Origin of the sequence: Bacillus luti (assembly GCF_009739945.1) — a bacterium.
Lineage (GTDB): Bacteria > Bacillota > Bacilli > Bacillales > Bacillaceae_G > Bacillus_A > Bacillus_A luti.
On sequence record NZ_CP040336.1, the window covers coordinates 4,390,001 to 4,404,177 of the forward strand.

Here is a 14,177-nt window from a genome sequence, read left to right on the forward strand (position 1 = left end):
ACTCACGCGGCGTTGCTCCGTCAGACTTTCGTCCATTGCGGAAGATTCCCTACTGCTGCCTCCCGTAGGAGTCTGGGCCGTGTCTCAGTCCCAGTGTGGCCGATCACCCTCTCAGGTCGGCTACGCATCGTTGCCTTGGTGAGCCGTTACCTCACCAACTAGCTAATGCGACGCGGGTCCATCCATAAGTGACAGCCGAAGCCGCCTTTCAATTTCGAACCATGCAGTTCAAAATGTTATCCGGTATTAGCCCCGGTTTCCCGGAGTTATCCCAGTCTTATGGGCAGGTTACCCACGTGTTACTCACCCGTCCGCCGCTAACTTCATAAGAGCAAGCTCTTAATCCATTCGCTCGACTTGCATGTATTAGGCACGCCGCCAGCGTTCATCCTGAGCCAGGATCAAACTCTCCAATAAAGTTAGTTTGTCTAGCATCTAAAAATAAAAATTGACGTTTCACGTTGTTTGTTTCGTTCAGTTTTCAAAGAACTTGTCCGCCGCTTCAGAAGCGACTTCATCATATTAACATCTTCATTTTTCGATGTCAACTAAGTTTTAAAATTTCTTTTTGTCGTTTTCTGCGTTTCCGCATCAGCGACGTTTATTAATATACCATCATGGTTTTTAAATAACAAGTGTTTTTATAAAAAAACACAAAAAAAATTATCTATCCTACTTTCTTCTATAGTAAGACTCTTTATCCTCTCTACTGAAAGCAAGTATTTTGATTATATGCCAAAACACTCTGATCAACCAAACTGTATTTCACTCTCTTCTATATTAAACTTCATAATCATTTATCTCTCTATAAAATAACGATACACGTTAGACGCAAGAAAAGGATCCCCCGTACTAAAAAGCAACTCAAGTGAATACCTCCTCTCCAATCAGATATTTCACTTTCTAAAAATAATGAAATGTCGCCAAAAACATTAACTTAAGATTATTGTTAGAATTTTTTTACATTTAATTAATGAAAGATATCCATTTTTTGTTATATAGTAAGAAAGTGCCCACAAAACTATAAATACTAATGGAGGAATTATCTTATGGATAGGTTAACAAAGTTTTCATTAAAAAACCGCGCCGCTATTATTATCATGGTTTTTCTCATTTCCATACTCGGCGTTTATTCCGGTTCTAAATTACCGATGGAATTTTTACCAAGCATCGATAACCCCGCAATAACTGTAACGACATTATCTCAAGGACTTGATGCTGAAACGATGACCAAGGAAGTAACTGATCCCCTCGAAAAACAATTTCGTAATTTAGAACATATTGATGGCATCACTTCCTCCACACACGAGGGATTATCACGGATCGACATTGCATATACATCCAAGGCAAATATGAAAGACGCAGCACGCGAAGTCGAAAAAGCAGTTAGTACGATTAAATTACCTAAAGATGTAACTAAGCCTGTAGTTAGCCAATTAAATACGTCTATGATTCCACTCGCTCAAATTACCATCCAGAAGCAACACGGATTTTCAAAAGCAGATGAAAAACAAATCGAGAAAGAAATCGTACCACAACTCGAAAACATTGATGGTGTTGCCAATGTCATGTTTTTCGGAAAATCAACTTCCGAATTATCCATCGTACTTGATCCTAGCAAACTAAAAGATAAAAACGTAACATCAGAGCAAATATTAAAAGCTTTACAAGGGAAAGAAACTTCCACTCCAACTGGAGCGATTACCGTTAACACGGAAGAATACAACCTTCGCGTCATCGGGGATATAAAAAATGTAGATGACATTAAAAACATCACCGTTGCACCTCAAGTAAAATTACAAGATGTTGCCCAAATTGAACTTAAACAACACTACGATACAATCTCACATATAAATGGAGAAGAAGGTACAGGATTAATCATCATGAAAGAGCCTAGTAAAAATGCGGTGGCAATCGGAAAAGAAATTGATAAAAAGGTTAAGGATATAGATAAGGAGTATAAAGGTCAGTTTTCTATTAAGCTTTTAGCCTCAACTCACGAACAAGTTGAAAATGCTGTTACTAGTATGGGAAAAGAAGTAATCCTTGGGGCCATTGCTGCAACTCTTATTATCTTATTTTTCTTACGTAGCTTCCGAACGACACTTATCGCTGTCGTCAGTATTCCTTTATCTATTTTATTAACACTCTTTTTACTACACCAATCTAACATCACACTTAACATTTTAACTCTCGGCGGCTTGGCAGTTGCAGTTGGACGTCTCGTCGATGATAGTATCGTTGTCATTGAGAATATTTTCCGCCGTTTACAAAAAGAAGCTTTCTCTAAAGATATTATTCTCGATGCAACGAAAGAAGTTGCCGTCGCAATTACTTCTTCTACTTTAACAACGGTCGCTGTTTTTTTACCTATCGGCCTCGTATCAGGAGCAATCGGAAAATTAATGTTACCTATGGTATTAGCAGTTGTATATTCTATTCTATCTTCCTTAATCGTTGCACTAACAGTTGTTCCACTTATGGCCTTTTTACTACTCAAAAAAACAAAGCATCGAAAACCGAGCTCTTCACCACGATATGTCGCTACATTAAAGTGGGCTCTTTCTCATAAATTCATCATTCTATTTACTTCTTTTTTATTATTTGTAGGATCAATCGCAGCCTATATATTACTACCGAAAGCAAACATAAAATCTGAAGACGACACAATGTTATCTATTAACATGACATTTCCAGCCGATTATAACGCTGAAGCTCAAAAACAAAAAGCATTTGATTTCGAAAAGAAACTACTTTCTAATTCAGATGTAACAGACGTTATTTTACGAATGGGATCTAGCGCAGAAGATGCACAATGGGGGCAAACAACTAAAAATAACCTTACCAGTATATTTGTAGTCTTCAAAAAAGGTTCTGATATCGATCAATATATTAAAGAGTTAAAAAAAGAAAACAAAACTTTTGAGCCTGCTGAACTTGATTATATAAAAACAAGTTATTCGAGCTCCGGTGGCGGTAACAATTTGCAATTTAACGTAACAGCTACTAACGAAACGAATTTAAAAGAGGCAGCTACTATCGTCGAAACAAAACTAAAAAGCATGGATATTCTTTCTAAAGTAAAAACGAATTTAGAAGACTCTAAGAAAGAATGGCAAATTTATATCGATCAAACAAAGGCCGAACAACTAGGTTTAACACCAGAAATAGCTGCGCAACAAGTAGCATTCCTTATGAAAAAATCACCTATTGGCGAAATTACAATTAATAATGAAAAAACTACTATTATGATAGAACACAAAAAAGAAAACATTAATAAACAAGAAGATATTTTAAACACAAACATACTATCACCTATTAATGGACCAATCCCTTTAAAAGACATCGCAACTATTTCAGAAAAACAAACTCAAACAGAAATTTTCCATAAAGACGGAAAAGAAACGATTCAAATTACCGCAGAAGCTTCAAATGAAGATTTAAGTAAAGTAAGCGCAGAAGTAAATAAAGCGATAACTGAATTAGATTTACCTAGCGGAGCTAAAGTAAATCTCGCAGGTGCCACTGAATCTATGCAAGAAAACTTTACAGACCTATTCAAAATTATGGGGATCGCAATCGGGATTGTGTATTTAATTATGGTTATCACATTTGGGCAAGCACGCGCCCCTTTTGCAATCTTATTCTCCCTGCCATTAGCTGCTGTCGGCGGTATTTTAGGATTGATTATTTCACGAACACCTGTTGATGTAAATTCCTTGATTGGTGCATTAATGTTAATCGGGATTGTTGTTACAAACGCTATTGTATTAATAGAAAGAGTACAACAAAACCGGGAACATGGCATGGAAACGAGAGAAGCCTTACTTGAAGCAGGTTCTACTAGACTACGCCCGATTATTATGACAGCTATTACAACAATTGTCGCTATGCTCCCACTCCTATTTGGTCAATCTCAAGCAGGAAGTATGGTATCAAAAAGTCTGGCCGTTGTTGTGATCGGTGGCCTGGCAGTTTCAACCGTCCTTACCTTAGTAGTGGTTCCAGTTATGTATGAACTATTAGATAAAATTGGGAGAAAAAGGCGCTCTCGCAGAAAAATAAGCACTTCTACAGAAACACCTGATATTTAAAAGAAAAAGGGTTATCTTCATTCATGAAGATAACCCTTTTTCTCTACCTACTCATATACTCCATCATTTTTCCGTATACCGTTCTAGAGGTTCACTAGAATCCACAATAATATATTCACTATTTAAAGGTCTTTTACTACCGTTTAACCACTTTTTAAAAGCTACTTCCGACTCTACCTTTTCAATTAGACTGACCATACGCTTACGTGTTCGCAACCTATTGTTAATCTCTTCCATACCATTCAGATAACACTCAATATATTTATATTTCACACCATGTTTATTAGACAACTTAATTCCTTTTTCAACCACCCCTTTATATAGACATGGACTATCCAATATCACACTATGCCCTTGTTCTAAATAAGAATCAATCAATACCCATTCAACATCGTATTATCCATTCCTTCTATATTAAAATACAAAAAGAACTCCCTACTTATAAATAGAGAGTTCTTCTTTATAACCTATGCTGCTTTTACCTTCTTCGTCGTTTTACTTTTTCTCTTCGTTCCTGTAAAACGTTTGTGTAATACAGATGCTATCAAGCGTGAAATAACGTTGAATAGTAATACCATAATAATTAATACCGCTGCAGATTTTGTCGCAATCAACTTCGCATCTGGGATAACCCCTTCAGAATTCAACTTCCAAATGTGAACCGCTAATGTTTCAGCTGGTCTAAATGGATTTAAAGGATGCGCAGGACTTGATAATTCTACTGCCGAATTTAAAATTGGAGATGTTAAACCCGCTGTATAAATTAACGCTGCCGCTTCTCCAAATATACGACCCGCCGCTAAAATAATTCCTGTAATAATTTGCGGTAATGATGACGGAATAATAATACGAGCGATCGTTTGCCACTTTGTTGCACCTAATCCAAGACTTGCCTCTTTTACATTATGAGGGACTTCCGAAATCGCATTTTCACAAACACGTGTTAAACCTGGTAAGTTTAAAATAGTTAAAGCAAGAGCACCACCCATTACTGTGTATCCCCAGCCTGTCATTGTAACGAACACTAACAAACCGAATAAACCAACAACAATAGAAGGTAAAGATGCCATTGTCTCAATACATAAACGAACAAAATTTAAAAAACGTCCTTGTTTTGCATACTCTGCTAAATATATTCCCGCACCTAATCCAAGAGGAATAGAAATAACAAGTGTTATAACAAGCATGTAGAAGGAATTAAATAACTGCGGACCAATTCCACCACCAGCTCTTGTATTGCTTGGTTCTCCAAACAAGAAATTAGGATCCCAAAAACCCCATCCCTTTTGTAAAATTTCAAACACTAAGAACACTAGCAGCGCTACAACTAAAGCCGCAACTGCATAAAAGATACCTGTCCAAACTTTATTTACCGTTCTTGCATTCATTATTATCGCTCACCTCTTTGCCCAATCGCTCGAATTACTAAAATAAACAGGAATGAAATAACAAGTAAAATCATCGCTAAAGTCCATAGCGCATTGTTCCACGCAGTTCCGTTCAATGTATTTGTCATATCCATTGTCAAAATACCTGTTAACGTTGCTGTCGGACTATATATTCCTTCTGGTAATTTAATCGTGTTTCCGATTACCATTTGAACCGCTAACGCTTCACCAAAAGCACGCGCTAAACCTAAAACAATACCTGTTAAAATCCCTTTTTTCGCAGCAGGAACAATCACTCGGCTAACCGCTTGCCATTTCGTTGATCCTAGACCATAAGAAGCTTCTAAATAATCAAACGGAACAGAGCGTATTGCATCAGAAGCGATACTAGCAATAGTAGGTAAAATCATAATACTTAATACAACAATACCTGCAATTAAACTAAAGCCCACTCCACCAAACGAATCACGTAATAGCGGAACTAAAATCGTAACCCCTAATAATCCGTATACAACTGAAGGAATACCGACTAATAATTCTAAAACAGGCTTCAATACTTTATTTCCAAACTTCGGCGAAATTAAATTCATGAATATAGCAAGAGCTATAGCAATCGGTGCACTAATAATAACCGCACCTAACGAAACCACCGTTGAACCTACAATGAAAATCAAAGCCCCAAAGGTTCCTTCGTCAGCATTTGGATTCCATTTTGTCGATGTTAACATCTCAGTAAATGAGATTCCACTTTGCGTAAAAGATTGAATTCCTTTACCACAAATAAACGCAATAATAGCTAATGTAATTAAAACAATTAAAATACCACAAAACGTAACAAGTGATCTTCCTATATATTCACTTTTCACGTAATTAATTTGTTTTTTCCCCTTCATCACAGGACAGACCCCACTTCACAGATTGAAATGAACAGGACTGGCCTTGCAGCCAGCCCTATAAATTTGATTATTTACTTAATTTAGACATTGGAATGTAACCCATATCTTCTACTTGCTTTTCAAAATCCTTACCTTTTACATAATCGATGTAAGCTTTTGTTGCTTCTTTCGCTTCACCTTTTGTTACCATATATTCGTAAGACCAGAATGGATATTTACCAGACGAAATGTTTTCAACTTTCGGTTCAGCACCATCAATTTTCACTGTTTGTAATGCACCTTTTTTATCGCCAACCATGTAAGACATTGCTAAATAACTTACTGAACCTGGCGTAGAATTAATTGCCTGCTCTACTGCACCGTTAGAATCTTGTGTTGTACCAGTTCCATCGTTAATTTTTGCATCTTTCATAATCGTTTTTTCGAATGTAGCACGTGTACCAGATGAAGCTGGACGATTAATTACGTTAATTTTTTCATCTTTCCCGCCTACTTCTTTCCAGTTTGTTACTTTTCCAGTGAAGATATCTTGTACTTGTTGTACTGTTAAGTTATCAACTTTTACATCTTTATTTACGACAAGAGCGAATGCAATACCCGCTACCTTGTTATCTACTAATTCTTTTGCCTTTTCAGCATCTTTTATTTTATCTGAGGACGGAACATCTGAGTTACCAATTTGTACCGCACCAGATGCTACTTGGTTAATCCCAGTTCCACTACCGCCACCTTGAACTTGAATAGAAACTTTCGAGTTTTTCTCCATGAATTTCTTTCCAGCTTCCTCCGCAAGAGGTAGAAGAGCTGTAGAACCAGCCGCTGCAATCGTACCTGATAATTCTTGTTTCGCATTATCGCTTCCTTTAGCAGCCTCTTTATCCGTACTTTCTGCTTTTCCACATCCAACTAATGCACCTGCCATAACTAAAGCTGCTAAAGAAAATTTAATACCTTTTTTCATAACCATGTCTTGTACCCCCATTTGGATTATCGCTTTTCGAATTCATTTTCTTTCGAACACAAATTCATTGTAGGACAACAATATTATGTGAGTGTTAAGCAATTTTTAATTTTAAGTAAATGACGATAATAATCCTTAAAAACTAGTAATCCCAACATTTATAGTTAAAGAACCCAACAAAATCCACACTAATTAAGCTGTAATGTAAATTTACTCTTAACAATGTAAATTCAATGTAAATGTTTTTCACTCTTTTTCCCTTTTAGTTAAAGTTACATTTACAATTCTGCTGTATTTTGTTACTTTTACGCGCCTAATTTATGCACATTACAAAGAATTTCAGTAATATTTTTTAGTACAACTAAATAAATTGGAACAATTCTAAAAATAAATGAATATTTTTAAAGTACCAATTGACAGCATCATCCAATGTAGTCTACTATATTACTAACAAAAAGTTTACCTAAGGAAACTTTTTAAACTTAAACTAACAATATAGAGATGAGGTAACTTTTATGGTATCGGCTAATACAAAACCACTTTCCGAATTTAAGACAGGAGAGTTTGTACAAATTGAGAAGATACAATTAGAAGGAACTATGAAACGACGTTTATTAGATTTAGGATTTATCCCTGGCGCAACGATTAAAGTATTACAACGCAGTCCACTTGGCGATCCGGTCGCTTATCAAGTAAGCAACACAACTATTGCACTACGTAAGGAAGAAAGTTCCCTTATTTTCGGGGTATTAATAGGAGATGATTTCAGATGAGCAAACATCGCATTGCTTTAGCTGGCAACCCGAATACCGGGAAAAGTACATTATTCAATACTTTAACAGGCTTAAAACAACATACTGGAAACTGGACAGGAAAAACTGTTTTAAAAGCTGAAGGGGAATATGAACATAACGGTAGTAAATATACATTAATAGATTTACCTGGAACTTACTCACTATATTCAAATTCTACGGATGAAGAAGTAGCAAGGGATTATATTATATTTGAAAAACCAGAAGTAACTGTAGTTGTTATCGATGCAACTGCTATGGAAAGAAATTTAAATTTAGCACTCCAAGTGATGGAAATGACGAGTAACGTAGTCATTTGTATTAACTTAATTGATGAAGCTGAGAAAAAAGGCATCGTTATCGATGAAAAGAAATTAGCAAAATCACTCGGTGTACCTGTAGTTAAAATTTCCGCTCGTAACCGAGTAGGCATCGGTCATTTACTAAATGTCATTGCCAAAGTAGCAAACAAAAAGCTAATTCCAACACCAATTAAAGTTACTTATAGTGAAAAAATCGAAAATATGATTCGAGAATTAGAACCACAAATTTATAAAGTGTTCGGTGATACGTATCCAGCACGTTGGATTGCGTTACGTATATTAGATGGAGATAAAAATTTCTTAACTACACTTCAAAAACACCATAATGAACCACTTGTAAGGGAGGTCGTAATTAATGGAATCTCACTCAGCCAGTAAAGCTCTTCCATTAGACTATATTATTCAACATGCACAAACACTTTCAAAAGAAGATATACGAGATGATATTGTCGGAGATATTTATCGAACATCTGCAAGCATATGTAAAGAATCTGTTCAATATACAAATACGGATAAATTATATCGTTCTGAGAAACTAGATAAAATTTTCACATCTCCAATCTGGGGATTCCCAATTATGTTAGGTATTTTATCTATCATTTTTTATCTTACAATTGCAGGTGCTAACGTACCTTCTGATATGATTGCCGAATTCTTCGGATGGACAGAAGGATATTTAACATCTTGGTTCCAAGCAATGCATGCACCTGAATGGTTACATGGCATTTTAATACTTGGTTTATTCCGTGGTATCGGTGCTGTTATTAGTGTTATGTTACCACCTATGGCAATCTTTTTCCCTATGTTCGCACTATTAGAAAACTATGGATACCTACCACGCGTTGCGTTTAATATGGACCGCTTATTCAAACGCTCTGGTGCACACGGCAAACAATCTTTAACAATGGCAATGGGATTTGGTTGTAATGCTGCAGCCATCATGTCAACACGTATTATTGAATCACCACGTGAACGTATGCTTGCAATCTTAACAAACAACTTCGTCCCTTGTAACGGTCGCTGGCCTATGTTAATTTTAATGGCTTCACTATTTATGGCCGCTGGTTATACAGGCAGCATGCAAACACTTGTTACTGCCGGCGTTGTAGTTGGAATGGTTGTAATTGGTGTTATTATGACATTAACCGTTTCTTGGGTACTATCAAAAACAGCTTTAAAAGGCGTTCCAACTCACTACACACTTGAGTTACCGCCGTACCGGAAGCCAAAGGTTTGGAATACAATTGTACGTGCAACACTCGATAAATCAGTCTATGTTTTAAAACGTGCTGTTGTTGTAGCTGCCCCTGCGGCTGCATTAACTTGGTTACTAGCTAATATTTTCATCGGTGACACGAGCCTACTTATGTATTTTGTAAACTTCCTAGATCCATTCGCTAAAATGTTAGGACTTGACGGCTTTATTCTAGCTGCATTCATTCTTGGACTACCAGCGAATGAAATTGTTATCCCGATTTTATTAATGTCTTACTTATCAACCGGAGCTTTAACTGAAATAGATGATTTTAATCAAATTAAAAATCTATTCTTAGAAAATGGTTGGACTTGGTTAACAGCGCTAAACACAATGTTGTTCTCACTTCTTCATTTCCCATGCGGAACAACACTGGTTAACATATATAAAGAAACAAAAAGTGCAAAATGGACATTCTTATCGTTTGCAATCCCTACCGTTATCGCCATTGTTGTGACATTCCTCTCTACACAATTGGTACATTGGTTAGGGCTTGTATAAAAACAAAGCATACATAGAAGGTATCCCCCTTCATATATGCTTTGTGCGAAAGAAACCTGAAATTATTCAGGTTTCTTTTTTTGTATATCTGTATTCCAAGGCTGTGCTCCATACGTTGTAATTTTTTTATGAATGTAGTATATGGCTCCCGGAAGAACTGCCATTAATATTGTGCAACTAATCCCTAATCCAGTAAACACCTTCCATCACCTTACTTTACTCTTTTTGGTAAAGCTGAACCCGAATGTTCAATTGTCGGATGAACATGAATAGTAACCTCAGCATCACTAAAGTAATTTTCACCTTGATCCCAATTCTTACTTATTTTTTTCCACTCTTTATAATTATGCCGCTTATATACTTCCCCTAATTCTAATACATCTACCTTATATTTTTTTTGAACAAGCTTAATCGATTTTCGGATGCGCTTCTCCATTTCCTCCGAAATATCCTTCTCTAAACGTTTTTCATTCAAGACCTTTTTATGATCACTAAAGTGTAACTCAGCTATTGTACCTTCCAAAAATAAGTGAATATTAAACTTTGGTTTTGTAACATTCGTTGTAGATACTTTAATTTTCCGACGCAACTTATGAATTTCATATGTAATAAGTTGATTTTTTTTGCGGATGGTAAAAAAACCTCCAATTTTTTTACCTATTATATAATTCATCCCTAATGTTTCCTCACCATTCAAACTACCTACACACTTGTTATCCTTCCCACGGAACAACGCTGCCCCGTTCATTTGTACACCTTGCTTTGTTAATTCAAGAATAGGTAATACGAAACTTCGATTGGAAATCATCTTTTCCTGAACCTCACCAATTCTTGCAGCCTCAATCATTTGGGCATTTTTTGGAGGATGTTCAGCTAACATATCAATATACTGCGCTGGTAAATTTTCAGGCTTAGCGCTCTGCTTCAAAATAGCTTCTGCATCTTTATCAGAAACGAACAAACGAATATTTCGTCTCATCTCATGATCACGAATATATACATCTAACGTATTTTGTAAAACATATGGATTCACTAATAAATCTTTAGAAAAAATTATGACTTGTATATGCGGAAAGAAGAATGAGCGACTAATTTTTTTTGCGATAATTCGTATTTGTTCAAAGACATTATCTGCTTTCGCACTAACGTTAATATAATTCTCGCTTTCTCCACCACCTTGTCCACCTTGCTGCGCTAACTTACTGGGAAGTACCATCTGATACGTACCTTTCATAATTGGATTCGCTTTCTTTTTTTTCACAATATCATAGGCTGCACCTACTACAAATCCTCGTTCTTCTATTTCTTCTAGCTCAGAGCACCCACTTATAGATCCAACTAAAACCATAACCATTATAATTTTAAGAAGGTGTTTCATTTCTACCATTCCTTCTTTTTATTTTATATACAATAAAAACTAACAAAGGCGCTAACACGACAAACCCCATATCTATCCAAGCTAAGTAAGTTCCATAATTCGACAATTCATTCAAACTACTAGGTATCATATTCGCCATAAAAATAATCGGGGCACTTACAAAAATGAAAATATGTTTCTTCACTTTTGGAAACATAGCACAAAATAATAAAGATGCGACGTCATAATACATGGCTGTAGTGTTATAAATAGTAATAATCCAAGTTGTAAAAAAAATTGCATCGAACCTTTCTAAAAACCCTCCACCAATTTCAATTTCTTTCCCTAATTCAATTGTTGGGTACGTCAATCCACGAGTTGTCATATACGTAAAAACACTAATACAAGTTACATAAATTAAAATGTACGACAGCACATTTACCATTACCGCTTTCGCAACTGCCATTGGTGCTTTTTTTGCCGTCTTATCGTTTAACAACACAGCATAAAACAGAGCTACTTCAAATCCAATAAACGTAAAAATAGAATTCTTAACTCCAACAGCATATTGACTCACTTTCGTCTGAAAAGCTGGTAGCAAATTATTTATTTCCATTAAATTTATATTCAATAAAGAAAGAAGCACGATCGCAATTAAAACAATAGGTAAAAATAGAACATTTAACCTTAATAAAGCCGCTCTTGATCCTGCTATTCCATAAATAACAACTAATAAGAAGAAGAAAGACAGTAGTTGTATTGGTGTATCACTAAATAAATACGTTTGGGAAATGACTGAAATCATTCGCGATTCATATGCCGTCAACGCAGCAAACGTTAATACTAAAATGCTACTAATCGTGTATGCAACAGGCTTTGTCAAATGCGCACTTGTATATTGAACAAAGTTTTGTTTCGGGAATAAAATAGCTACCCTCGTTACAAACCAACCTAAAACTGCACACACCAATCCACCCAAAAGCAAAATAATCCAACCGTCCGAAAACAAAGTTTGGTTAGCGATATCTCTTGGCATAGACAATGCCCCTATACCAATAATTGTTGAAGATACCGCAAACCCAATTTCCCGAGATCCAATCTCTTCATCGCCATACTCAAATGGTTTCAATTATTCTCGCTCCTTTGGACGTATTGTAGAATCCTTCGTTTGTAAATATTCCGGTCTCTCTTTCAGCATTGATTTTGGCAAACGAATAATTTCTTCTTTCCAATCTTTATAAAATGCAGGAGCAATTGGAGTTGTATACGGTACACCAACGCTTGTTAAATTTGTAATATGAACAGCAAGTGCGATAAGCGCTAAAATAATTCCATACAATCCAAAAGCCGTTGCAGCTAATACAAATACAAAAAGTAAAATCCGAAACGTAATCGTAATACTGTATACAGGTAATGAAAAAGTAGCAATTGCAGTCACTGCAATAATAATTACTAAGAACGGATTTACAATCCCTGCATTCACCGCAGCCTCCCCAATTACTAGACCACCTACAATCCCAATTGTTTGCCCCATCGGTTTCGGCAACCTAATTCCAGCTTCTCGTATTAACTCCATCGTTAATGCCATCATTAACGTTTCAATATATGCAGGAAACGGAACACCTTCTCTTGCCCCAGCGATTGAATAAGCCAATTTAGAAGGAATAAGTCCTTGATGATATGAGACGAGCGCTACATACATCGCTGGCATTAAAACCGCAATTATACCAGAACCCATCCGCAAAATTCTTAATAAAGTCCCTATTACCCAACGCTCATAATGATCTTCCACAGATTGAAAAATATCAACAAATACGAGTGGCGCGATAAGAGCAAACGGTGATCCATCCACCAAAATAGCTGCCTTTCCTTTCGCTAATGAGGCCACAATATTATCAGGCCTTTCCGTATTCAAAAACTGCGGAAACGGTGACAAATTATTATCTTGAATTAATTGCTCAATTGTACCCGTCTCAAAAATGACATCTGTCACTATTGATTGAAGACGCCGATCTAGCTCTTTTACAATGTGAGGATTAATAATATCTTCTATATATACTAGGGTTACTTCTTTCTGCGATCGCTTCCCCATAATATAAGATTGGAACCTCAACTTTGGATCACGTAAACTACGGCGAATTAACATTTTATTAACGTTAATATCTTCATTTAATCCAACTCTCGGCCCACGTATTAAATCTTCTGTCACCGGAGGCTCTAAACTTCTTTTCTCCCAAGCTCTACTATTAATCACGATAGCAGTTTGAATATTATCGATTAATATGACTGTATCTCCCGCTAAAATTGCATTTATAATATCCGGGAACGTTGTCTTCTTACCAACTTCCGCAATAGAAATAAAACGATCCAATAACGTTTGAACAACAGCTGCTTCTTGTACTTCTTCATATTGAAGTGTACGAACTACATATTTATAAACATTATCCTTATCTGTTAACCCACATAAAAAACAACAGCACAGCGTGTAAAACTACCAGCAAGGGCAACTTCCCTAATTGTTAAATCATTAGGCGAACCTAACTCATCCCTAATTTCTTTCATAACTTCAAATAAGTTACCTTTTAACTCTAACAAGTCCCCCACCTAACTT

At 36.1% G+C, this 14,177-nt stretch carries 10 protein-coding genes, 1 rRNA gene and 2 pseudogenes (1 of these 13 cut by a window edge); 4 read left to right on the forward strand and 9 right to left on the reverse strand.

Features of this window, described 5'->3' with window-relative positions:
* Nucleotides 1-417: ribosomal RNA gene (locus EUC40_RS22335) — 16S ribosomal RNA — on the reverse strand; it reaches 1,135 nt to the left of the window's first position.
* A 632-nt stretch (nucleotides 418-1,049) separates the two neighbouring features.
* Here EUC40_RS22335 and EUC40_RS22340 point away from each other — a divergent pair.
* The gene (locus EUC40_RS22340) at nucleotides 1,050-4,094 is read left to right on the forward strand and encodes an efflux RND transporter permease subunit (protein WP_156576637.1); all 3,045 of its coding nucleotides are present in this window, start codon (nucleotides 1,050-1,052) and stop codon (nucleotides 4,092-4,094) included.
* Nucleotides 4,095-4,137: 43 nt separating this feature from the next.
* On the opposite strand, the pseudogene EUC40_RS22345 reads toward EUC40_RS22340, so the two are convergent.
* From EUC40_RS22345 to EUC40_RS22360, 4 genes and pseudogenes are all read right to left on the reverse strand, one after another.
* A pseudogene (locus EUC40_RS22345) lies at nucleotides 4,138-4,490 on the reverse strand (P-loop nucleotide/nucleoside kinase family protein); the annotation flags it as partial.
* A gap of 71 nt (nucleotides 4,491-4,561) precedes the next feature.
* On the reverse strand, nucleotides 4,562-5,482 hold the full coding sequence (pstA, locus tag EUC40_RS22350) for a phosphate ABC transporter permease PstA (protein WP_000994146.1): 921 nt from the start codon (nucleotides 5,480-5,482) through the stop codon (nucleotides 4,562-4,564).
* 2 nt (nucleotides 5,483-5,484) lie between these two features.
* A complete protein-coding gene (gene pstC / locus EUC40_RS22355) occupies nucleotides 5,485-6,375 on the reverse strand; it encodes a phosphate ABC transporter permease subunit PstC (protein WP_033665411.1) in 891 nt (296 codons plus the stop codon).
* 70 nt (nucleotides 6,376-6,445) lie between these two features.
* Nucleotides 6,446-7,345, reverse strand: a complete 900-nt coding sequence (locus tag EUC40_RS22360) for a phosphate ABC transporter substrate-binding protein PstS family protein (RefSeq protein ID WP_071710309.1) — start codon at nucleotides 7,343-7,345, stop codon at nucleotides 6,446-6,448.
* A 509-nt stretch (nucleotides 7,346-7,854) separates the two neighbouring features.
* Here EUC40_RS22360 and EUC40_RS22365 point away from each other — a divergent pair.
* The 3 genes from EUC40_RS22365 to EUC40_RS22375 are packed head-to-tail and all read left to right on the forward strand — an operon-like array spanning nucleotide 7,855 to nucleotide 10,209.
* Nucleotides 7,855-8,112, forward strand: coding sequence for a FeoA family protein (locus EUC40_RS22365; protein ID WP_000252989.1), 258 nt, complete (start codon nucleotides 7,855-7,857; stop codon nucleotides 8,110-8,112).
* Nucleotides 8,109-8,831, forward strand: coding sequence for a FeoB small GTPase domain-containing protein (locus tag EUC40_RS22370; protein ID WP_156576638.1), 723 nt, complete (start codon nucleotides 8,109-8,111; stop codon nucleotides 8,829-8,831). The genes EUC40_RS22365 and EUC40_RS22370 overlap by 4 nt, the downstream gene beginning before the upstream one ends.
* Nucleotides 8,809-10,209: a nucleoside recognition domain-containing protein gene (locus EUC40_RS22375; RefSeq protein WP_156576639.1), complete on the forward strand. Its 1,401-nt coding sequence runs from the start codon at nucleotides 8,809-8,811 to the stop codon at nucleotides 10,207-10,209. Before EUC40_RS22370 ends, EUC40_RS22375 begins: the two co-directional genes overlap by 23 nt.
* Nucleotides 10,210-10,271: 62 nt before the next feature.
* Here the strand turns inward: EUC40_RS22375 and EUC40_RS27075 are convergent, their stop codons facing one another.
* The 4 genes and pseudogenes from EUC40_RS27075 to gerLA all read right to left on the reverse strand — a co-directional run bounded on the left by EUC40_RS27075 (nucleotide 10,272) and on the right by gerLA (nucleotide 14,170).
* Complete coding sequence (locus EUC40_RS27075; RefSeq protein ID WP_000493994.1) at nucleotides 10,272-10,409, reverse strand: hypothetical protein; 138 nt, start codon at nucleotides 10,407-10,409, stop codon at nucleotides 10,272-10,274.
* An 11-nt stretch (nucleotides 10,410-10,420) separates the two neighbouring features.
* Nucleotides 10,421-11,587: a Ger(x)C family spore germination protein gene (locus tag EUC40_RS22380; RefSeq protein WP_156576640.1), complete on the reverse strand. Its 1,167-nt coding sequence runs from the start codon at nucleotides 11,585-11,587 to the stop codon at nucleotides 10,421-10,423.
* Nucleotides 11,571-12,695 (reverse strand): spore germination protein GerLB, encoded by a 1,125-nt coding sequence (gene gerLB / locus EUC40_RS22385; RefSeq protein WP_156576641.1) that lies wholly within the window; start codon nucleotides 12,693-12,695, stop codon nucleotides 11,571-11,573. Before gerLB ends, EUC40_RS22380 begins: the two co-directional genes overlap by 17 nt.
* Nucleotides 12,696-14,170 (reverse strand): annotated as a pseudogene (gene gerLA, locus EUC40_RS22390) (spore germination protein GerLA).
* Between the last annotated feature and the right edge of the window lie 7 nt (nucleotides 14,171-14,177).

Excerpts from the sequence above, each read along its gene's own strand:
- EUC40_RS22340 (WP_156576637.1), top strand. The coding sequence starts at position 1,050 with ATGGATAGGTTAACAAAGTTTTCATTAAAAAACCGCGCCGCTATTATT.
- EUC40_RS22370 (WP_156576638.1), top strand. The coding sequence starts at position 8,109 with ATGAGCAAACATCGCATTGCTTTAGCTGGCAACCCGAATACCGGGAAA.
- EUC40_RS22375 (WP_156576639.1), top strand. The coding sequence starts at position 8,809 with ATGGAATCTCACTCAGCCAGTAAAGCTCTTCCATTAGACTATATTATT.
- EUC40_RS22360 (WP_071710309.1), bottom strand. The coding sequence starts at position 7,345 with ATGGTTATGAAAAAAGGTATTAAATTTTCTTTAGCAGCTTTAGTTATG.
- EUC40_RS22365 (WP_000252989.1), top strand. The coding sequence starts at position 7,855 with ATGGTATCGGCTAATACAAAACCACTTTCCGAATTTAAGACAGGAGAG.
- pstA (WP_000994146.1), bottom strand. The coding sequence starts at position 5,482 with ATGAATGCAAGAACGGTAAATAAAGTTTGGACAGGTATCTTTTATGCA.
- pstC (WP_033665411.1), bottom strand. The coding sequence starts at position 6,375 with ATGAAGGGGAAAAAACAAATTAATTACGTGAAAAGTGAATATATAGGA.
- EUC40_RS22380 (WP_156576640.1), bottom strand. The coding sequence starts at position 11,587 with ATGAAACACCTTCTTAAAATTATAATGGTTATGGTTTTAGTTGGATCT.